The sequence below is a fragment of the Acidovorax sp. 210-6 genome, from assembly GCF_010020825.1.
Taxonomy (GTDB): Bacteria; Pseudomonadota; Gammaproteobacteria; order Burkholderiales; family Burkholderiaceae_C; genus Simplicispira; species Simplicispira sedimenti.
In genome coordinates, this window is the sequence record NZ_JAACJE010000001.1 from 2,835,707 (window position 1) to 2,853,715 (window position 18,009).

Sequence of the window (18,009 nt, forward strand, 5' to 3'; positions counted from 1 at the left end):
CATGCAGCAGCCATTCGCCCTGCCTGACGCCAGCCTGCACACGCGGGTCGGCCTGGTCCTCACCGGACTGGCCGCCTGCCTGCTGCTGGTCCTTGGCGGCTTGTGGCTGCATGCGACGCGCAATGCCGTGCATGAGGAAGTCGAGGCTGCGACGCGGGTTTCCGGGCAATGGCTCAAGGTCATGCTCGGCCAGTTGCAGGCCCTGCCCGAAGCCGAGCGCGGTGAGCGCTTGCTCGCCATGACGGCCAGCATCGGCCGGGTGCGCGCCAATGTGCTGGAGGTGCGCGATGCCGCCGGCCAGCTGCGCTATGTGTCGCCGCCGTCGCCGTACAAGGCCGGGCGGACGGCGCCGGCCTGGTTCGCCGCGCTGCTGGCCAGCGACCTGCCGGGCAGCCGCCTGCCGTTCGCCGGCTACGAACTGAGCCTGCATCCCGACCCCTCGCGCGCCGTGCTCGACGCCTGGGATGAACTGCTCGGCCTGGCCGGCTGGGCCTTGCTGCTGCTCATTGGCCTGTTCGCCGCCACCCGGCGCGCCCTGGCGCGTGCTTTGCGCCCGCTCAACCAGGTCATGCAGGCGCTCGACCGCACCGGCATGGGCCGTTTCGACACCCGCCTGCCGCGTTTCGCCTCGCCGGAACTGGGTCGCCTGTCGCGTGCCTTCAATGGCATGGCCGACCGCTTGAAAGCAGCGGTGGACGACAACGTCCGGCTGGAAACCGCCAAGGAGGTGGCCGAACAGATGCAGGCCCGGGTCGAAGCCGAGCGCCGGGCCGAACGCGAGGGCATCGCCCGCGAACTGCACGACGAACTGGCGCAGGGCGTCACGGCGGTGCGCGCACTGGCCGGCGCCATCGTCCAGCGCACCACCGAACAGCCGGCCCTGCACAGCCACGCGCAGAGCATCGTCGCGGTGACTGGCGAGATGCAGGACGGCGTGCGCCGCATCCTGCATCGCCTGCGTACCGGGCAAAGCCTGGTCGCGCGGCTGGAGAGCACGCTCGACGCCTGGCGCCGGCAGCATCCGATTCAGCTGACCAGCCGTATCGCCCTGACGGGCGAGGCTTTTGACGATGAGGTGGCACAGTGTGTGCTCCGTACCGTGCAGGAAGGGCTGACCAACATCGTTCGCCACGCCGATGCCAGCCGGGTCGATCTGACACTGCTCCAGAATGGAGCAACTGTGCAAATCCGGCTCGCCGACAACGGCCGCGGCCTCGATGGCAGGCCTTCGGGGCAGGCCGGTTGCGGCCTCGGCCTGCAGGGCATGCGCGAACGGATCGCGCTGCTCGGCGGCCAACTCGAATTCGCCACGCCGGCGGGCGGGGGCTTCGTGCTCCAGGCCAGCCTGCCGGTGGCACAGGGGAGGGTAGAAGCATGAAACTGAACGGAGTCCGCGTCCTGCTCGCCGACGACCACGCCATGGTCCGCCTCGGCTTTCGCCTGCTGCTCGAAGGGGCCGGCGCCAGCGTGATCGGCGAGGCCGATTGCGGCGAGAGCGCCGTCCGCCTGTACGCCGAATCGAATCCGGATGTCGTCGTGATGGATGTCTCGATGCCCGGCGTCGGCGGCCTGGCGGCGCTTGAACGGCTGCTCGTCTGGGAGGCCCGGGCGCGCGTGCTGATGCTTTCGGCCCACCACGACGACATCGTGCCGGTGCGCGCCCTCAAGCTCGGCGCCCGCGGTTATCTGTGCAAGCGGGCGGCGCCGGAGGAATTTCTGCGTGCCGTCGGCGAAGTGGCGCGCGACCGCCGCTACCTCGACCCGGAACTCGCCCAGGCCGTCGCCCTGGCCCAGCTCTCGGGCTCGGCCAACCCGGTCGAATCGTTGACCGAGAAGGAACTGGCCGTCTTCCTCAAGCTCGCCGAGGGCCGTTCGGTGAACGAGGTGGCGAGCGATTTCTGCCTCAGCCCGAGCACCGTCGGCACCCACCTCTATCACATCAAGCAAAAGCTCAATGTGCAGAACGCAGCCGAACTGACGCTGGTCGCCGTGCGCAACGGCCTGATCGAATCGTGACCGCCAGCCGATGACCGGCGACCCGCTATTCCCCGACGTGCAGCCCCGCTGCGCACGCCGTATCGCGGTCGGTGACGGGCACTATCTCTACGTCGAGGAAATCGGCCCGGCCGATGGGCTGCCCGTTCTCTTCCTGCACGGCGGGCCGGGTAGCGGCTGCACGCCGGGGCAGCGCCGGCTGTTCGATCCGCAGCGCTTCCGCACCATCCTCGTCGACCAGCGCGGCGCCGGGCGCAGCCTGCCGCTCGGCGACCTGCACGACAACACCACGGCCGACCTGATCGCCGACCTCGACTTGCTGCGCGAGGCGCTCGGCATCCCGGCCTGGATCGTCTTCGGCGGCTCCTGGGGCAGCCTGCTCGCCCTGGCCTATGCGCAGATCTACCCGGAAAACATCCTCGGCCTCGTGCTGCGTGGCATCTTCCTCGGCTCCCGGCGCGAGATCGCCGCCTACGTGCAGGGCAATGGCGAGGCGCCGAGCCCGGCCTGGCAGGCCTTCGCCGCCACCCTGCCGGCCGGGGAACAGAGCGACCTGCTTGCCGCGACCGCCCGCCGCGTCCTGCGCGGCACGCCGAGCGTTGCCCGGTGTGCCGCCCGCGCCTGGCTCGATTACGAACGCGCCCTGCTCGGCGAGGCGCCGCTCGGGCACGACCCCGATGCCTGCCAACTGGCCAAGGTGCGCATCCAGATGCACTACCTGACGCGCGACTGCTTCCTGATGCCCGGCCAATTGCTGGCCGGTGTCGAGCGCCTGCGCCACCTGCCGGCGGCCATCGTGCAAGGCCTGGCCGATCCGGTCTGTCCGCCGCAGGCCGCCGAAGCCCTGCATCGCGCCTGGCCGGAAGCCACCTGGTTCCCGGTCGCCCAGGCCGGCCATGCCGGTTTGTCGCCGCCCATCGCCCGCGCCTGCATCAAGGCGCTCGGCTGGGTGGCGGAATGCGTCGAGACGGTAGGCTAGTTCGCCGCCAGCGGAGGCGGTTGGTGGCAATCGGCCAAGGCACCGGCCCCGTCGCATCCTTCGATCGCCACCCCCAGTCGGCGTACCGCTTCCGCCAGCATCCCCTCGGCCAGATTCCCGTAGCCCAGCACCAGCCCGTTGCAGGTCATCGGTGGCCGGGTGTAGCTGCTGAGGGCACGCACGCCGAGCCCCAGCGTTGCAGCCCGCGCCACCACCGCGCCATCGGGTATCCCGGCGGGCAGCCACATGACCAGGTGCAGGCCGGCTTCGCCGCCCGACAGCGTGACGGAAGAACCGAAAGCCTCCTTCAGGGCCGTTCTCAGTGCGCTCTGCCGTGCCGCGTAGCGCCCCCGCATGCGGCGCAGATGGGCGGTGTAGTAGCCGCGGTGGATGAAATCGGCCAGCGCCCGTTGCTCGATCCCCTGCCCGGGGCGCATCGCCTGCGTGGTGGCGCGGGCAAAGTCGGCGGCGATGGCGTGCGGCAGCACGAGATAACCGAGGCGCAGACCGGGGTAGAGCGTCTTGCTGAAGGTGCCGGCATAGACGACCGGCGCGTCGGGTTGCAGGCCGAACAGCGCGGGGGGCGCAGGGCCGGCGCGGCGGAATTCGCTGTCGTAGTCGTCCTCGATAATCCAGGCAGCGGCCTGGCGGGCACGCGCGATGAGGGCCAGGCGGCGCGGCAGGGACATGACGCGGCCGGTCGGGTACTGGTGCGAGGGGGTAATCATGATCAGGCGCGGCGGATGACCGGACCAGTCGCCTTCGCGCGGCGCCAACCCCTCGTCGTCGACCGGCACGTCATGGATGAGCAGCCCGGCAAGGCCGAAGACGGCACGGGCGGCGAGATAGCCGGGATTCTCCGCCCAGACGGTATCGCCGTGATCGGCGAGCAGGCGGGCGCAGAGATCCAGCGCGGCCTGTGTCCCGCTGGTGATGACGATTTGTGCCGCATCGACCGGCAGGCCGCGGACGGTAGTGAGATGACCGGCCAAAGCTTCACGCAGGACCGGGTCGCCGCCGTGCGCGGCATAGCCGAGCTGGCGCCAGCCGGCATCGCGCCAGGCGCGTTCCTGGCAGGCCCGCCAGGTGCGGAACGGAAAGGCGCTGTAATCCGGCGTGCCGGGGGCAAATGGCAGTGCCGCCGCCTCGCGCGCCGGTTCGGGTTGCAAGACGGCCGCAGCGCGGGCGGCAAGGCGCAGCCGGGTGACGGGCGAATGCCCGCTGCTGGCGGGCGGTGTCGCCCGCTCCGGCAACGATGCGACGCGCGTGCCCTGGCGATCGGCCAACAGGCAGCCTTCGGCCGTCAATTGTTCGTAGGCAAACAGCACGGTGTTGCGGGCGATCTTCAACGAAGCCGCCAGGCTGCGGCTGGCCGGCAGACGTGTACCAGGCGCCAGGCGGCCGGACAGGATCGCCTCGCGCAGGCGGTGGTAGAGCACGCGCTGCCGTGGCAGGGTGTCCGGCAACGGTGGGGCGAGCAGCCAGTCCAGCTCCATCGTGGCTCCTTTGATGAATCGTTTGGTGGTGCTACGAAAGGTACCACGGGCGCCCTAGAGTGGGGTCCTCGTGACCCTCTGGAGCCTTGCCCTCATGCCAACCGTTACCGCCCCTTCCGCCCGCACGCGCGTGCGCCGCAAACCGGAACGCGCCGACTACGATGCAACCGCCATCAACGCCATCGTCGACGCCGCGCTCATCTGCAGCGTGGCTTTCCAGATCGACGGCGCCGTGCACGCCATTCCCACCCTTCATTGGCGCGACGGCGAGCACCTCTACCTCCACGGCGCCAAGGCTTCGCGCATGCTCAAGGCGCTGACCGAGGGCGAGGCCTGCCTCACCATCGCGCTTGCCGACGGGCTGGTGCTGGCCCGCTCAGCCATGCACCACTCGCTGAATTACCGCTCGGTGGTGATCTATGGTCGCTTCGCGTTGGTGACTGACCCGCTGGAAAAACAGCGTAGCCTGCAGGCTTTCATCGAAGGCCTCTACCCAGGACGCTGGGAGACGCTGCGCCCGATCACCGACAAGGAACTCAACGCCACCAGCGTGCTGCGCATGCCGCTGGCCGAGGCATCGGCCAAAGTACGCGACATGGGCACGGTGGACGACGCGGAGGATCTGGCGTGGCCGGTTTGGGCCGGCGTGATCCCGTTGAATACGGCTACCGGAACGCCGCGTCGGGAGGACGACAGCGTGGGGGGCACGGTGCCCGCCACCCGCTTCTCGGTGGGGAAGGACAGCGTCGGCTGGGCGGTATAAGCTATCCGGCATGACGGAAAAGCAGATCCCGGGCGGCGCGTCCGGGCTGCCCGGACTGGCGGAGGTGTCCCATGCGCGAACTCGAACTGAGCAAGGCCTTCACCCTGATCGAGCCGGGGCCAGTGGTGCTGGTCACCACCTGTGCGGCGGGCCGGGCCAATGTGATGACCATTTCGTGGACCATGGTGCTCAATTTCTCGCCGCGTTTCGCCCTCACCACCGGGCCCTGGAATCATTCCTTCGCCGCGCTGGAGCAGCAACGCGAATGCGTCATCGCGATCCCGACGGTGGACCTGCTTGACACCGTGGTCGGTATCGGTACCTGTTCGGGCGCCGATACCGACAAGTTTGCCCGCTTCGCGCTGACGGCGCTGCCGGCCCACCAGGTCGCGGCGCCGCTGCTCGGCGAGTGTCTGGCCAACATCGAATGCCGGGTGATCGACATCGTCCGGCCGCACGGCATCGTCGTGCTCGAAGCGCTGGCCGCCTGGATCGATCCGGAACGCAAGGGGCGGCGCCTGCTGCATGCCGTCGGCGATGGCACCTTCATCGTCGATGGCCGCCGGCTGGACCGCAGGGCGATGATGGCGGCCAAGCTGCCGCCGGGGGTCTGAACGTCCGGCCGGCGCGAATGCGCTAACATGCCCTGGCTGCCATCATTTCCAGGGAGGATCGAATGGACCTGCAACAACGTTTCAGCGACGAACAACTCCACCAAATCGTCGAAGAAGCCTCGATCTACATGTGTGCCTGCCCCGGGCAAGTGGCCAATGAATTACGCCAGTTGCGCTATCTGATTCGCTATCAGCGCGACTGCATCACCGAGGGAAAATCGCCCAGCCTGGTGCACCAGACCATCGCCGCCGCCTCGCAGGAAGCGCACGCGGTGATGGAAGGCTGCCTTGACCGGGTGCTGGAAATCGAGGGCTGGGACCGGACCACGCTGAAAATGCCGGCCGGCCTGCGCAAACTGCGGGATGAAATCCTGGCCAGCGATCTGTAAGCAGCCCTCGCGCCCGTGATGCGGCCGCCGCCGGTATCCGCATCGGTCCTGAAACCCCTTTCCGCCGAGCCCATCCATGCCAACCATCGAAATCGTTTCCGACCTTGTTTGCCCGTGGTGCTTCATTGGCCTGCGCCGCCTGGCGGTGGCCATCGAACAGGTGCGCCGCGACGTGCCCGATCTCGAATGCCACAAGCGCTGGCGCCCATTCTTCCTGAATCCGCAGACGCCGCCGGAAGGTGAGCCGTACCTGCCCTTCCTGGTCGACAAATTCGGCAGCCGCGAGGCGGTCGAGGCCTTGTTCGAGCGGGTGCGGGAAGCCGGCCGGCCTTATGGCATCGAATACGCCTTCGAGAAGATCACGCTGCGCGCCAACACCCTGCAGGCGCACCGCCTGATCCATTGGGCCCAGCAGCAGAGCGACGCCGAGGCGCTGGTCGAGCGCTTGTTCGTCGCGCAGTTCCAGCGCGGCGAATATGTCGGGGATGTCGGCCTGCTCGCCGCCATCGCCGGCGAGTGCGGCTATTCGGCCGCCGACGCGGCCGCTTATCTCGCCTCGACGCAGGACACCGACAGCGTCCGGGCGATGGAAGCCGACGTGCGCCAAGCCGGCATCCGGCAGGTGCCCACCTTTATCGTCGACCGCCAGCAGATCGTGGTCGGGGCCGAAGACCCGCGGGTGCTGGCGGAGGCCATCCGCCGGGCGCTCGCCGCCAACTGACGTCTATTGGCCTTGCCGGCCGGCCCACAGGCCATGCAGCCCGGCCCCGGCGAAGATGGCCGCCAGTGCGATCAGCATGTCGCCATTGCCCGCCCCCAGGCCGGCCAGCGCCGGACCGGGGCAGATGCCGCAGATCCCCCAGCCCAGGCCGAACAGCACACCGCCGGCCAGCGCCGGGCGGTCGAGCGTGAACGGCCGTTGCTGGTAGGCGGACGCGAAAGCCGGGTGCCGGGTGAGGCGCGGCAGCAACTGGAAGACCAGCAAATTGAGGCCGACGGCGCTGCCCAGGACAAGAAGCAGGCCAAGATCCTGAAAGCGCAGGAAGGCAAGGATCGACTCGGGGCGGATCATGGTGGACCAGGCCAGGCCGAAACCGAAGATCAGGCCGCTGACCAGCGTCGCGATGTGGCCCAGGAAGGCGCGGCTCATGGTGCAACCCCCAGTCCGTACAAGGCCCAGGCCGTGACGATGGCCGTACTCAGAAAAGTGATGACCATCAGCAGGGAGCCGCCCGACAGCGAAGCCATGCCGCAGATGCCGTGGCCGGACGTGCAACCGCCGCCCAGGCGGGCGCCAAAGCCAATGAGCAGGCCGCCCAGCACCAGTTTCCACAGCGGCAGATGGCTGGGCTCGACCGGCTGACCGGCGAGCACGTAGAGACTGCCGCCGAGTAGCAGGCCCAGCGCATAAACCAGGCGCCACTGGCGGCTATCGCGTAACGATGCCTGCTGGAAAAAAGGCGTCCTGAGCAGCCAGGACCAACTGGAACTGAAAAAGGTACTGACGCCCCCTTGCCGCCCGGTGGTGGCAAACAGCAGCGCCACGCCGGCACCGATCAGAAGGCCGCCGATCACGTAGCGTTCGAGGCCATTGGGGAAAAACGAGAGGATCATGGTGCGGCAACATGTAAAAGCTGGGGGGGGAATTTTCCCATCAAGGGCGCCCGGCTGTCAGGTGCGAGGGCTGGCCGAAGGGGGGACTTGGCGCGGAGTCGGCGCCATCCGGGCGCCGAACTGCATCGCCTTCACTGGCGCGAATCGACCTAAAGCGGCAAGTGCCGCATGAGCAATGCGGAGCTCAGCGGGCGGCAATCAGGTAGATCGCGGTCACACCATGCTCAGAAACGTAGCGCCGCACCAAGTGCAACGGTGAGTCCGCGATAAGGGATTCGAGCCCTCCCGAGGCAATGAAATCACGATAGTTGCCGTAATGCTTCCGGCCGGCACTGATTTCCATGAGTTTGATGAGCAGATGCCAAATCTTGCCCATGACCTTGGAGAACGGCCCGGGGTGGTAATCCATCAGCATGATGCGACCGCCAGGCTTGAGAAGTCGCTGGCATTCCTTCAGGACTACCGGCCGCAATTCTGGATCCATCTCATGCAAGACGAACACCACGCTGATCAGATCGAAGCGAGAGGCGGCGAGTGGCATTCGGGTCGCATCACCGATGCACAATTCGGCGGCCTGACCCAGTTTCTGTTTCGCAACGGCGAGCATTGCGGGCAAATTATCGATGCCGACAAGGCGGCAGCCCGCTCTTCGATAAAGAGCAAGCTGGCTCCCGGTGCCACACCCGACGTCCAGAATCGCGATATTTTCCCGCGGGGGAAAAATCGTCAGGCCGACATCCCGGAGAATTTTCGCAGCAGGCTCATAGAGGCGGTCATAGAAGCCTGCATGCCAGCCGTAAGCGTCATGCTTCATAGGCGGCCTTTCCATTAAAGGCATCGATGAAGCACTATCGCACAAACTGGAATTCCGGGTATGCAACCCCTGACCTGTTTTGTTGGCATGCGTCTGGCCGAATCCCACCGACGATCATCAGATCACCTCAAGCCGCCCTCACCAAGCGCTGCAGTCGTATGTCCACGGTCATCGTCAGCGCAGTCAGCGCGGCGGCGCGGGCCCGGCCTTCCGGGGTGGCGCGGTAGAGGTGGGGAGTCATCGCCAGCAGGTCGGCGATTTCGGCCTGGCTGTTGAGGCTGAGCGGGAAGTGGACGGTTTCGGGGGCGAGGCCGGCGAAGCCGGGGGGCGGCTCGCTGGCGGCTGGGCGGGCGGGCTTCAGGCTGGGGTAGATGATCTCGCGCAATTCGCGCAGGTGATCCGGCCCGGCGTCGGCCATCAGGAGCTGGCCACCCGGCTTCAGGGCGCGGGCGAATTCGGCGTACACCGGAAAGCCGAACAGGCACAGGATGCGGTCGAGGCTGGCGTCGAGCACCGGCAACCGGGCGTTGGTGCCGACCACCCAGTTCGGGCGCTTGTCCTGCTTGGCGGCGGCGAGAACAGCCCATTTGGAGATGTCGAGGCCGAGCACGGCCAGCGGGATGCCCCGGCTTTCCGCTGCGGTGGCCAGTTGGCGCAGGTAGTAGCCTTCACCGCTGCCGGCGTCGAGACAGGCGGCCGGGCTGCCGGCCGGCAGGTCGGCCAGAGCGGCGCGGGCGACGGCTTCGGCGATCGGGCGGTAGTGCCCGGCATTGAGGAAGCGCCGGCGGGCGGCGACCATCTCCTTGCTGTCGCCGGGGTCGAGCGAGCGCTTGTGCTGTACCGGCAGCAAGTGCGTGTGACCCTGGCTGGCGATGTCGAAGCTGTGGCCGGCGGGGCATTTCCAGGCGGCGCCCTGGCGGTTGAGCGGGGCGCCGTCAAGCGGGCAGGTGAGGGCGGTGAAGGGCTGGATGGACATGCGGCGGGGGCGAAGGCGAAAGCCGGATTTTCGCCGCTTTCCGGGGCCTTGTGTGCAGCCGGGCGCCGTTGGCGAGGTAGCCTCCTGAAAATCGCTAGCCCCGGTTCCCGATTCCATGGTCGCCCGCCCGCAGCCGGGGGGCAACAATCGGTCATCACATCGCTTACGTCGAAAGGTTGGCCATGCCCAAGGAAGATCGCGGATTGAGCCTGGACGGCCAGGGGATTCCTCTCTGGTTGTCGCTGGAGCTGACTTACCGTTGCCCGCTGAAGTGCTCGTGGTGCAATAACCCGCTCGATTTCGAGGATTACGGCAGCCAGGAGCTGAGCACCGCCGAGTGGAAGAAGGTACTCGACGATGCCCGCCGGCTTGGCGCGCTGCAGCTTGGGTTCACCGGCGGCGAGCCGATGCTGCGCGACGATCTGGAGGAGCTGGTCGGCCACGCCGACCGCATCGGCTTCTACACCAACCTGATCACCTCCGGCATCGGCCTGACCGAGGAGCGCCTGCTGGCCCTCAAGGCGGCCGGCCTCAAGCATATCCAGCTGTCGGTGCAGGCTTCGCGGGCCGAGCTGACCGACGCGCTGGTCGGCGCCCGGGCCCATGCCGGCAAGATGGAAGCGGCGCGGCTGATCAAGAAACACGGTTTCCCGATGGTGCTCAACGTGCCGGTCTTCAAGCAGAACATCGGCGAGATCGACGCGATGATCGCCTGGGCGGCCGGGATGGGCATCGAGTACATCGAATTCGCCAACATCCAGTACTACAACTGGGCGCTGATGAACCGCGACGAGCTGATGCCGACGCTGGCCCAGGTCCGCGAGGCGGAAGCCGTGGTGAACCGCTGGCGCGAGAAGCTGGGCAACACGATGACCATCTATTTCGTCATCCCCGATTACTACGAAGGCCGCCCCAAGGCCTGCATGAACGGCTGGGGCGCCATCCACCTGACCGTGGCGCCGGACGGCGTGGCCATGCCCTGCCAGGAGGCGCGGGTGATTCCTGGCCTGCAGTTCGATTCGGTACGCGAAAAGCCGCTGGACTGGATCTGGCACGAGTCGTCGCTCTTCCGCAAATACCGCGGCCTGGACTGGCTGCCCGAGCCCTGCAGTTCGTGTTCGGAAAAGGAAAAGGACTTCGGCGGCTGCCGCTGCCAGGCCTTCCTGCTCACCGGTGACGCCAGCAACACCGACCCGGCCTGCAGCCGTTCGCCGCACCACGGCGTGGTCCAGCAGGCGGTGGCCGTGCGCGAGCAGACAATGCGCTTCCAGAAACCGCTGATCAAGCGCTCGGCGCAGGCGGTGTGCACTGATTTCATGGCGGGCTGAGCCATGCGCCATCCCTTCGATTCCGCCCTCGCCACCATCGCCCTCGGCCTGCTGCTGACGCTGGCCCTCAATGCCGCGCTGCGCGTCTGGATGGGCTGAACATGGACGGCGCCACCTTCGACCTGCTGGCCCGCTGGCTGCACTTCCTGGCCGGCATCATCTGGGTCGGCCACAACTACTCCAGCGTCGTCCAGCGTCCGACCTGGCAGCCGCTGAACGCTGCCGACCTGCGCGACCCCGACAGCCCGCGCCTGCGTGCCGTCATCAACCGCGAACACGGCACCTTCCGCTGGGCCGCCGTGGTGGCCTGGGCGGCGGGCATCGCCATGCTCGCCCAGCGCGGCTGGTTGCTGCCCGCCTTCACGCTGCAAGGCACGCTGGCGCCGCTCGGCCTGGGCGCCTGGATCGGCACGCTGATGCTGGCCAACCTGTGGCTGGTGCTCTGGCCACACCAGAAGAAGGTGCTCGGCCTGGTGCCGGCCAGCATCGAGGAGCGGCTGCGCTGTTCGCGCATCACCCACCTCTCGTCGCGCACCAACACCATGCTGTCGGTGCCGCTGCTGTTCTTCATGGCGGCCGGCAGCCACGGCGGGCACCTGTTCGGCGCATGACCGCCTGGAATTTCGCGGCCGGCCCGGCCCGCCTGCCCGATGCCGTGCTGGCCCGGGCCGAGCGCAGCCTGTTCGCCCGTGATGCCGGCGGCGCCTGCCTCAACGAGCAACCCTTCTCCGGCGCCGCCTTTCGTGCCTTGCGCGCCCACGCCACCCGGCAACTGGCCGCGCTGATCAACCTGCCGGACGATTACCGCATCCTCTTCCTGGCCGGCGGCGCCATGCAGCAATTCTCGCTGCTGCCGCTCAACCTGGCGGCCCCCGGGCAGCGGGTCGGCTATGTCGACACCGGCTACTGGTCGGCGCGGGCGGCCAGCGAGGCAGCGCTGCATCGGCCGGTGCTGACATTGCCGCCCCCCGGCGAGGCGGGCCTCGCCGTGCCGGACGATCTCGCCTATTGCCACCTGACCACCAACGAAACGGCCGACGGCCTGGCCTGGCCGGAACTGCCGGCAGCGCCCGCCGGCGTGCCGCTGGTCGCCGATGCGACGGCCGATTTCCTGTGCCGGCCGCTGGACATGGGCCGTTTCGGCCTGCTCTACGCCAGCGCCCAGAAGAATATCGGCGTCGCCGGGCTGGCCGTGGTCATTGTCCGCGAAGACCTCCTGGCGCGCTCCCCGGCTGGCCTGCCGGGCATCTGGTCTTACGCTCGGCAGGCCGAGGCGGAGAGTGGCGTCAACACGCCGCCCATCCTCGCCCTGCAACTGGCCGCCCTGGTTTTCGACTGGGTGGCCGGGCAGGGCGGCTTGCCGGCCATGGCTGCCGCCAACCGGCGCAAGGCGGCCTTGCTTTATGGCGCGATCGATGCCAGCGGCGGCTTCTACCGCTGCCCGGCCGATTCCGCCTGGCGCTCGCCGGTGACGGTGTGCTGGCAATTGCCGGATGCGGCGCTGACCGGGCGCTTCATCAGCGAAGCCGCCGCCGCCGGCCTGCACCACCTGGCCGGCCACCCGCGCCGCGGCGGCATCCGTGCCAGCCTGTACAACGCCATGCCGGAAGCTGGCGCTGCCGCGCTGGCCGGTTTCATGGCCGATTTTGCCCGGCGCTGCGCGTGAAGCCCGCTTTCTGGTGGTTGGCCCGCCCCGGCCTGGCCGGCGGCATCGACAAGAGCGGCGAACGGGCAGGCGAACTGCTCGGCCTGGGCTTTGGCAGCGTCGAGTTCGGCTCGGTGCTGGCCGACGACCTGCCGCCCCTGCTCAGCCGACTGGCCGGACAGCGCCCGGCGATTGCCGCAACCGCCATCGGCATCGGGCTGGGCCTGCCGCCTGATTTGCCGCCAGCCGCGCTGGGCAGCGAATGGCGGCGCGGTTTGGGCTGCCTGGCCGAATTTGGGGGCGTTGCCGACTATCTCAGCCTCAACCTGAGCGCCGCCGCCAACCGCCGTTTTCTGACCCCGTCGCTGCAAGGCGCGCTGGACGATGCGCTGGCCGAGTTGGCTGCGTGCCGGCACGCCTTGCCGATGCCGCTCGCGGTCAAGCTGCCGGCGCACGATGCGGCCCGCCTCTGGCCGGCCCTGGCCGCGGCCGGTGTCGACCAGTTGACCGTGGTCCTGCCCGATAACGTGGGCCTGGCGGCGCTATCGGCAGTCGGCGCTGGCGGCCTGCGCCTCGTCGCCGTTGGCGGCATCGGCAGCGCGGCCGATGTGCAGGCGGCGCGCGCTGCCGGGGCCGATGGCATCCAGGTGCATCGATTCTTCCTGAGCCACGGGCCGGCGACGCCGGCCCTGCTGGCTGCCTAACGGACGGTCAGGTAAACCAGCGTCTGGTTCAGCAGCTGGTAGCCGATTTCGCCGAAAGTGAACGGCCCGACCAGGTCGCCTGTCCGCTTGCCCTCCAGCCCGGAGTGCAGGTAGTTGAGGATGCAGTTGCACGAAAAGGCGATCTCCGGTGTTTGTCCCGGCAGGGCCTGGTGAAAGCTCGCCACGTAGTCGTCCACCGGCGCCGCGATGCGGTAGTCGAGCCCGGGGAAGACTGGCGCGTAGAGCTCGACCCGGCCGCTCGCCCGGTCGACGGCCTTGATGCTGACGTTGACCAGCGCGCCGCAGTAGTCGGCGACCAGCGGCAGGCGCGTGTCGATACCGGCGCTGGCCAGGTATTCGGCGAGGTTGCCCGGTTGGCCGTCGAGGCTGCAGGCGCCGACCGTGAAACCGCTGGCCGGGAAGACGATAGCCGGGCCGTGGCCGGGATGGAACAGGTTGACGATGTCGATCTGGGCAAAGCGCTCGGGCGGTAGCGGCACATCCATCACCACGGCGCAGTCGTCGGCAAACTCGCCGGTCGGGCCGAGCACGACGCGCGGCCTGGCCTGGGCGAGATCGTCGAGATGCACGCCGGCGATCCAGCCGACCAGCGGCTTCAGGTACATCTCCTCGTAATCCGGCGCATGCTGGGCAAATTCGACATGGCAGTCGCTGAAGGCGGGGATGATCACGATGCTGTAGCCGCTTTCCGGCGCATCGCGGCAGATGCCGGGCAGGGCGGCGCGGTCGCGCAAGCGCAGCCGGGGCGGCTCGGCGAAGCCAGTGACGGGGGTGACGAAAACCTGGTCGCGGCTGACTTGGCCGCCGTCGCCGGTCATGAAGTAGGGGATCGTGCCGCCGATCCACTGGCCGCGCGGCAACTGGCGCAGCGCCGCCTCGTCGCCGGCAATGCACAGTACCTGGCCGGCAGCGATCATCTCGGCCGCGAGCGGGAGCGGCATCAGGGTTTGCTGCCGGTTCATGGCCGCTCCCCGCCGGAGGTGGCGCGCAGGCGCAATTGGGCCAGTTCGCGGGTCAGGCTTTTTTCGTGGCGGATGAAATAGCGCCGCAATTCCTGTACCTTCAGGGCGCGTACCTCGGGATCGCCGATCACGGCCCATTGCTCGCGCAGCTTGGTGAGCAGCAGCTTCAGGCCAAGGGCGTGCATGTCGATGCCGAGACTGCCGTCGAGCAGGTTTTCCCAAACCGGATCGTCGGCCGCCGGCAGGGTGTTCAGCGCTTCCTGGCGGCTCTCCGGAGGCGCAGCCAGGACGGCCTTGCCGCTATCCAGGCGGTGCTTGAATTTCCACAGGTCGGCCACCGGCAGGTCGAGCAGGTCGCAAATGGTGCCCAAGCCGACGCCGTCATGCATCAGGCCGGCAACCCGGCGCGACAGCAGCCGGGTGAAGGGCTGTTCCTCGTCGCCAAGCCAGACGGGCGCCTCGCCATCGGGTGACGGCGTGCCGTGGATCACGCAACGCAGACGGCCGAGATTGACATGCCGCCAGCGCCCTTCATCCCCAGGGTTGGGGCTGCTGCGCGCGCCGAACAGCCAGCCGCTGCGCGCCGCCTCCTTGCCGATCCAGACGTCGATCTGATCCGGCCCGAGATCGTGGCGGATCTGCGTAACCTGCCAGGGCTGCCGGACTTCCAATGCCGCAGCGACGAGTTCCTTGGTATTCATCGGCTCCTTCCTCATCCTGAAAAGAGCAGACAAGCGGCAATCTTCATGCCAACGGCCTATCCCCGAAAAACCGTCGGCCTGGCAGCCGGGGTGTGAAAAAAGGGGACAGTCGCTGCTGCAGAACAGCACGCATGCGGGCCATGAAAATCATGAGGTGTCTTTGGCGCTTTCCCGCATGCCGGCCCCCAAACCGGCGTGCAGACTGGGGGCATGAAAATACTCGTTCTCGGTTCTGCCGCCGGTGGCGGCTTCCCGCAGTGGAACTGCAACTGCCGCAATTGCGCCGGTGTGCGCGATGGCAGCGTGCGGGCCCTGCCGCGTACCCAGTCCTCGATCGCGGTCAGCGCCGATGGCGTCGACTGGGTTCTGTTCAACGCCTCGCCCGATATCCTGAGCCAGATCCGCGCCCAGCCGGCGCTGCAGCCGGGACGGGCCTTGCGCGATACCGGCATCGTCGGCGTCGTGCTGATGGATGCGCAGATCGACCATACCACCGGCCTCTTCATGCTGCGCGAGGGGCGGCCGCTCGATGTGTGGTGCACGCCGCAGGTGCAGGAAGACCTCACCACCGGCAATCCGATCTTCAACGTGCTGGAACACTTCTGCACCGTGAACTGGCAGCCGGTCGACGTCAGCCCCGGCCAGCCTTGCCCGAGTTTCGTCGTGCCACGGGCCCCGGGCCTGCGCTTTACGCCGGTGCCGCTGAGCAGCAAGGCGCCGCCGTATTCGCCGCACCGCGAAAACCCGCATCCGGGCGACAACCTGGGCATGCTGATCGAGGATGTGGCGACCGGCTACCGGGTTTTCTACGCGCCGGGTTTCGGCGCCATGGAGCCGCATCTCGAAACCTTCCTGGCCGATTTCGACTGCGTGATGCTGGATGGCACCTTCTGGACGGATACCGAGATGATCGACCTCGGCATCGCCCCCAAGACGGCGCGCTCCATCGGCCACCTGCCGCAATCCGGGCCGGGCGGCATGATCGAATTGCTGGCTGGCTACCCCAGGCCGCGCAAGATCCTCATCCACATCAACAACACCAATCCGATCCTCGACGAGGACTCGCCGCAACGTGCCGAACTGGGCGCCGCCGGCATCGAACTGGCCTGGGACGGCATGGTGATCACCAACGGAGACAAGCAATGAACATGAACGAACTGCCACCGTGGAGCGCCGAAGAGTTCGAATCCCGCCTGCGGGCGATGGGCACCAGCTACCACATCCACCACCCCTACCAGGTGATGATGAAGGAGGGCAAGGCAACGCGCGCCCAGATCCAGGCCTGGGTCGCCAACCGCTACTACTACCAGATCAACATCCCGATCAAGGACGCAGCGATCATGGCCAACTGTCCGGAGCGCGAAGTGCGCCGCCACTGGGTGCAGCGCATTCTCGATCACGACGGCTTTGCCGGCGAGGCAGGCGGCATCGAGGCCTGGATTCGCCTCGGCGAAGCGGTCGGCCTGAGCCGCGAGGACATCATCGCGCAGCGCCACGTGCTGCCCGGCGTGCGCTTTGCCGTCGACGCCTACGTCAATTTCGCCCGCCAGCGCCCCTGGCAGGAGGCTGCCGCCGCCTCGCTGACCGAGCTGTTCGCACCGACCATCCACCAGTCCCGGCTCGACAACTGGCCGAGCCATTACCCGTGGATCGAAGCGGCCGGCTATGACTACTTCCGCCGCCGCCTGAACGAAGCGCCGCGCGACGTGGTGCACGGCCTGCGCATCACCCTCGGCCATTTCACGACGCGGGAGCAGCAGGCGCGGGTGATCGACATCCTGCAGATGAAGCTCGACATCCTGTGGAGCATGCTCGACGCCATGCTGCTCGCCCACTGCCCGGTACAGATCGAAGGCTGGGGCGCCTACCGGCCGATGGCGCCGGTCTATCCGCGCTGAACCCTGGCCCTGGCGCCGGCCTCCAGAAAATCTTGAGGGGCTTTTGGCGAATGCCCGGGCGCCAGCCGGCCAGCGAATAGCCAAGATGACACACAGGTGCCGCAGGGTGCGGCGCCCTAATCAAGGAGACATACGATGAACTGGCAAACCCCGGCTTACTGCGAAATCCGCCTCGGCTTCGAAGTAACCGCCTACGTCTACGTTCGCTGAACGAGCCCCGGAGCGGTCGCCGGCAACGGCAGCCGCTCCCTCTGACCGAGCATGGCAACCATGAATCCATCCGACCGCCCGCGCCTCAGCCCGCATTACCTCTTCCGCTACGAAGCCAGCCAGCAGGCACACATCCTGTTGTACCCGGAGGGCCTCATCAAGCTCAACCCGGCCGCGGCCGAAATTCTGCAGCGCTGCGACGGCGAGCGGACAACCGACGACATCATCGCCGACCTCGACGCCGCCTTCCCCGGCAATCGCACGGCCATCGCCCAGGACACCCGCGCCTTCCTCGCCGCCGCCTGCGACAAGGGCTGGTTGCGCGTCACCTGACGGCGCTCGCCGCCGACCCCCTCCCGGTTTTACCCGGCCGGATTATTACTTTCGACATATTTCATTTGGCTGGCGAAGGGAGCAGAATCGAAAGCGTCTATTACTTTGGTTTGGGTTGGCTCGCTCCGAATAGTCCGGCCCAGGCGCTTTTGATCGGGTTGTCCACAGGTAACAAAATGAACAAACACCTGTTGCTCGGCGTGCCGAATATCGACCATCAGCACGATGAGTTGTTGCGCTCGCTGCAGCACCTGCTCGCCGCGGGCAAATGCGACGAGGGGTTCAGCGAAGTCATCTCCCGTCTGACGATCCAGATTCACGACCATTTCCAGAGCGAGGAGCGTTTCATGGCCGGCCTCGCCCTGCCGCCGGAGATGATGCGCGAACACGAACGGGAGCATTCGCGCATCATCGAGGAACTGACCCAGATGCACCTCGATACCATGGCCGGCCTGCGGCTGTCGTTCGAGGACATCATCGGTCATTTCGTGTCCTACATCAGCCAGCACGTCATCGAATTCGATCTCCGGCTCAAGCCTTACATTGCGCAGCCTGCTTGACGGCTGA

General features: G+C 67.7%; 22 protein-coding genes. 15 read left to right on the top strand and 7 right to left on the bottom strand.

Going from position 1 to position 18,009, the window contains the following annotated elements; genetic code table 11:
- Nucleotide 1: 1 nt before the first annotated feature.
- The 3 genes from GWK50_RS13145 to pip are packed head-to-tail and all read left to right on the top strand — an operon-like array spanning nucleotide 2 to nucleotide 2,974.
- The gene (locus GWK50_RS13145; protein ID WP_162016908.1) at nucleotides 2–1,378 is read left to right on the top strand and encodes a histidine kinase; all 1,377 of its coding nucleotides are present in this window, start codon (nucleotides 2–4) and stop codon (nucleotides 1,376–1,378) included.
- The gene (locus tag GWK50_RS13150) at nucleotides 1,375–2,016 is read left to right on the top strand and encodes a response regulator (RefSeq protein WP_027457895.1); all 642 of its coding nucleotides are present in this window, start codon (nucleotides 1,375–1,377) and stop codon (nucleotides 2,014–2,016) included. Before GWK50_RS13145 ends, GWK50_RS13150 begins: the two co-directional genes overlap by 4 nt.
- A 10-nt stretch (nucleotides 2,017–2,026) precedes the next feature.
- The gene (pip, locus tag GWK50_RS13155; protein WP_162016909.1) at nucleotides 2,027–2,974 is read left to right on the top strand and encodes a prolyl aminopeptidase; all 948 of its coding nucleotides are present in this window, start codon (nucleotides 2,027–2,029) and stop codon (nucleotides 2,972–2,974) included.
- Here pip and GWK50_RS13160 read toward each other — a convergent pair.
- Complete coding sequence (locus GWK50_RS13160; protein WP_162016910.1) at nucleotides 2,971–4,470, bottom strand: PLP-dependent aminotransferase family protein; 1,500 nt, start codon at nucleotides 4,468–4,470, stop codon at nucleotides 2,971–2,973. The genes pip and GWK50_RS13160 overlap by 4 nt on opposite strands.
- Nucleotides 4,471–4,564: 94 nt before the next feature.
- Here GWK50_RS13160 and GWK50_RS13165 point away from each other — a divergent pair, with 94 nt between their 5' ends.
- The 4 genes from GWK50_RS13165 to GWK50_RS13180 all read left to right on the top strand — a co-directional run bounded on the left by GWK50_RS13165 (nucleotide 4,565) and on the right by GWK50_RS13180 (nucleotide 6,957).
- Nucleotides 4,565–5,233, top strand: coding sequence for a pyridoxamine 5'-phosphate oxidase family protein (locus tag GWK50_RS13165; protein ID WP_162016911.1), 669 nt, complete (start codon nucleotides 4,565–4,567; stop codon nucleotides 5,231–5,233).
- 71 nt (nucleotides 5,234–5,304) lie between these two features.
- Nucleotides 5,305–5,847: a flavin reductase family protein gene (locus GWK50_RS13170; protein ID WP_162016912.1), complete on the top strand. Its 543-nt coding sequence runs from the start codon at nucleotides 5,305–5,307 to the stop codon at nucleotides 5,845–5,847.
- 62 nt (nucleotides 5,848–5,909) lie between these two features.
- Complete coding sequence (locus GWK50_RS13175; RefSeq protein WP_197905012.1) at nucleotides 5,910–6,236, top strand: hypothetical protein; 327 nt, start codon at nucleotides 5,910–5,912, stop codon at nucleotides 6,234–6,236.
- Between the two features lie 76 nt (nucleotides 6,237–6,312).
- Nucleotides 6,313–6,957 (top strand): DsbA family oxidoreductase, encoded by a 645-nt coding sequence (locus GWK50_RS13180; protein WP_027457899.1) that lies wholly within the window; start codon nucleotides 6,313–6,315, stop codon nucleotides 6,955–6,957.
- Between the two features lie 3 nt (nucleotides 6,958–6,960).
- Here GWK50_RS13180 and GWK50_RS13185 read toward each other — a convergent pair whose 3' ends face one another.
- The 4 genes from GWK50_RS13185 to GWK50_RS13200 all read right to left on the bottom strand — a co-directional run bounded on the left by GWK50_RS13185 (nucleotide 6,961) and on the right by GWK50_RS13200 (nucleotide 9,640).
- The gene (locus tag GWK50_RS13185) at nucleotides 6,961–7,386 is read right to left on the bottom strand and encodes a DUF6691 family protein (RefSeq protein WP_027457900.1); all 426 of its coding nucleotides are present in this window, start codon (nucleotides 7,384–7,386) and stop codon (nucleotides 6,961–6,963) included.
- On the bottom strand, nucleotides 7,383–7,850 hold the full coding sequence (locus GWK50_RS13190; protein ID WP_035854689.1) for a YeeE/YedE thiosulfate transporter family protein: 468 nt from the start codon (nucleotides 7,848–7,850) through the stop codon (nucleotides 7,383–7,385). The genes GWK50_RS13185 and GWK50_RS13190 overlap by 4 nt, the downstream gene beginning before the upstream one ends.
- A gap of 184 nt (nucleotides 7,851–8,034) precedes the next feature.
- The gene (locus tag GWK50_RS13195; RefSeq protein ID WP_162016913.1) at nucleotides 8,035–8,664 is read right to left on the bottom strand and encodes a class I SAM-dependent methyltransferase; all 630 of its coding nucleotides are present in this window, start codon (nucleotides 8,662–8,664) and stop codon (nucleotides 8,035–8,037) included.
- Between the two features lie 127 nt (nucleotides 8,665–8,791).
- On the bottom strand, nucleotides 8,792–9,640 hold the full coding sequence (locus GWK50_RS13200) for a putative RNA methyltransferase (protein ID WP_162016914.1): 849 nt from the start codon (nucleotides 9,638–9,640) through the stop codon (nucleotides 8,792–8,794).
- Nucleotides 9,641–9,822: 182 nt separating this feature from the next.
- Here GWK50_RS13200 and pqqE point away from each other — a divergent pair, with 182 nt between their 5' ends.
- The 4 genes from pqqE to GWK50_RS13220 all read left to right on the top strand — a co-directional run bounded on the left by pqqE (nucleotide 9,823) and on the right by GWK50_RS13220 (nucleotide 13,317).
- Nucleotides 9,823–10,968, top strand: a complete 1,146-nt coding sequence (gene pqqE, locus GWK50_RS13205) for a pyrroloquinoline quinone biosynthesis protein PqqE (protein ID WP_027457904.1) — start codon at nucleotides 9,823–9,825, stop codon at nucleotides 10,966–10,968.
- Nucleotides 10,969–11,069: 101 nt separating this feature from the next.
- Entirely contained in the window at nucleotides 11,070–11,579 is a 510-nt protein-coding gene (locus GWK50_RS13210) for a urate hydroxylase PuuD (protein ID WP_027457905.1), read from the top strand.
- Nucleotides 11,576–12,634, top strand: coding sequence for a 3-phosphoserine/phosphohydroxythreonine transaminase (serC, locus tag GWK50_RS13215; RefSeq protein ID WP_162016915.1), 1,059 nt, complete (start codon nucleotides 11,576–11,578; stop codon nucleotides 12,632–12,634). The genes GWK50_RS13210 and serC overlap by 4 nt, the downstream gene beginning before the upstream one ends.
- Nucleotides 12,631–13,317 (top strand): dihydroorotate dehydrogenase, encoded by a 687-nt coding sequence (locus GWK50_RS13220; protein ID WP_162016916.1) that lies wholly within the window; start codon nucleotides 12,631–12,633, stop codon nucleotides 13,315–13,317. Before serC ends, GWK50_RS13220 begins: the two co-directional genes overlap by 4 nt.
- On the opposite strand, the gene GWK50_RS13225 is transcribed toward GWK50_RS13220, so the two are convergent.
- Both GWK50_RS13225 and GWK50_RS13230 read right to left on the bottom strand, forming a co-directional pair.
- On the bottom strand, nucleotides 13,314–14,300 hold the full coding sequence (locus GWK50_RS13225) for a hypothetical protein (RefSeq protein ID WP_197905013.1): 987 nt from the start codon (nucleotides 14,298–14,300) through the stop codon (nucleotides 13,314–13,316). The two genes, GWK50_RS13220 and GWK50_RS13225, sit on opposite strands and share 4 nt — an antisense overlap.
- A complete protein-coding gene (locus GWK50_RS13230) occupies nucleotides 14,297–15,001 on the bottom strand; it encodes a hypothetical protein (protein WP_162016917.1) in 705 nt (234 codons plus the stop codon). Before GWK50_RS13230 ends, GWK50_RS13225 begins: the two co-directional genes overlap by 4 nt.
- Nucleotides 15,002–15,211: 210 nt before the next feature.
- Here GWK50_RS13230 and pqqB point away from each other — a divergent pair, with 210 nt between their 5' ends.
- The 4 genes from pqqB (at nucleotide 15,212) to GWK50_RS13255 (ending at nucleotide 18,002) form a co-directional block, all read left to right on the top strand.
- Nucleotides 15,212–16,147: a pyrroloquinoline quinone biosynthesis protein PqqB gene (gene pqqB, locus GWK50_RS13235; protein ID WP_162016918.1), complete on the top strand. Its 936-nt coding sequence runs from the start codon at nucleotides 15,212–15,214 to the stop codon at nucleotides 16,145–16,147.
- Nucleotides 16,144–16,899, top strand: a complete 756-nt coding sequence (pqqC, locus tag GWK50_RS13240; RefSeq protein ID WP_197905014.1) for a pyrroloquinoline-quinone synthase PqqC — start codon at nucleotides 16,144–16,146, stop codon at nucleotides 16,897–16,899. Before pqqB ends, pqqC begins: the two co-directional genes overlap by 4 nt.
- A gap of 270 nt (nucleotides 16,900–17,169) precedes the next feature.
- Nucleotides 17,170–17,442: a pyrroloquinoline quinone biosynthesis peptide chaperone PqqD gene (gene pqqD, locus GWK50_RS13250; RefSeq protein ID WP_027457911.1), complete on the top strand. Its 273-nt coding sequence runs from the start codon at nucleotides 17,170–17,172 to the stop codon at nucleotides 17,440–17,442.
- A gap of 176 nt (nucleotides 17,443–17,618) precedes the next feature.
- Entirely contained in the window at nucleotides 17,619–18,002 is a 384-nt protein-coding gene (locus tag GWK50_RS13255) for a hemerythrin family protein (protein ID WP_027457912.1), read from the top strand.
- The last annotated feature ends 7 nt before the right edge of the window (nucleotides 18,003–18,009 follow it).

Coding starts and splice junctions, on each gene's coding strand:
- GWK50_RS13255 (WP_027457912.1), top strand. CDS start 17,619: ATGAACAAACACCTGTTGCTCGGCGTGCCGAATATCGACCATCAGCAC.
- pqqE (WP_027457904.1), top strand. CDS start 9,823: ATGCCCAAGGAAGATCGCGGATTGAGCCTGGACGGCCAGGGGATTCCT.
- GWK50_RS13195 (WP_162016913.1), bottom strand. CDS start 8,664: ATGAAGCATGACGCTTACGGCTGGCATGCAGGCTTCTATGACCGCCTC.
- pip (WP_162016909.1), top strand. CDS start 2,027: ATGACCGGCGACCCGCTATTCCCCGACGTGCAGCCCCGCTGCGCACGC.
- GWK50_RS13150 (WP_027457895.1), top strand. CDS start 1,375: ATGAAACTGAACGGAGTCCGCGTCCTGCTCGCCGACGACCACGCCATG.
- GWK50_RS13175 (WP_197905012.1), top strand. CDS start 5,910: ATGGACCTGCAACAACGTTTCAGCGACGAACAACTCCACCAAATCGTC.
- GWK50_RS13225 (WP_197905013.1), bottom strand. CDS start 14,300: ATGAACCGGCAGCAAACCCTGATGCCGCTCCCGCTCGCGGCCGAGATG.
- GWK50_RS13230 (WP_162016917.1), bottom strand. CDS start 15,001: ATGAATACCAAGGAACTCGTCGCTGCGGCATTGGAAGTCCGGCAGCCC.
- GWK50_RS13190 (WP_035854689.1), bottom strand. CDS start 7,850: ATGATCCTCTCGTTTTTCCCCAATGGCCTCGAACGCTACGTGATCGGC.
- pqqB (WP_162016918.1), top strand. CDS start 15,212: ATGAAAATACTCGTTCTCGGTTCTGCCGCCGGTGGCGGCTTCCCGCAG.
- GWK50_RS13145 (WP_162016908.1), top strand. CDS start 2: ATGCAGCAGCCATTCGCCCTGCCTGACGCCAGCCTGCACACGCGGGTC.
- GWK50_RS13200 (WP_162016914.1), bottom strand. CDS start 9,640: ATGTCCATCCAGCCCTTCACCGCCCTCACCTGCCCGCTTGACGGCGCC.
- pqqC (WP_197905014.1), top strand. CDS start 16,144: ATGAACATGAACGAACTGCCACCGTGGAGCGCCGAAGAGTTCGAATCC.
- GWK50_RS13160 (WP_162016910.1), bottom strand. CDS start 4,470: ATGGAGCTGGACTGGCTGCTCGCCCCACCGTTGCCGGACACCCTGCCA.
- GWK50_RS13165 (WP_162016911.1), top strand. CDS start 4,565: ATGCCAACCGTTACCGCCCCTTCCGCCCGCACGCGCGTGCGCCGCAAA.
- GWK50_RS13185 (WP_027457900.1), bottom strand. CDS start 7,386: ATGAGCCGCGCCTTCCTGGGCCACATCGCGACGCTGGTCAGCGGCCTG.
- serC (WP_162016915.1), top strand. CDS start 11,576: ATGACCGCCTGGAATTTCGCGGCCGGCCCGGCCCGCCTGCCCGATGCC.
- GWK50_RS13170 (WP_162016912.1), top strand. CDS start 5,305: ATGCGCGAACTCGAACTGAGCAAGGCCTTCACCCTGATCGAGCCGGGG.
- pqqD (WP_027457911.1), top strand. CDS start 17,170: ATGAATCCATCCGACCGCCCGCGCCTCAGCCCGCATTACCTCTTCCGC.
- GWK50_RS13180 (WP_027457899.1), top strand. CDS start 6,313: ATGCCAACCATCGAAATCGTTTCCGACCTTGTTTGCCCGTGGTGCTTC.
- GWK50_RS13210 (WP_027457905.1), top strand. CDS start 11,070: ATGGACGGCGCCACCTTCGACCTGCTGGCCCGCTGGCTGCACTTCCTG.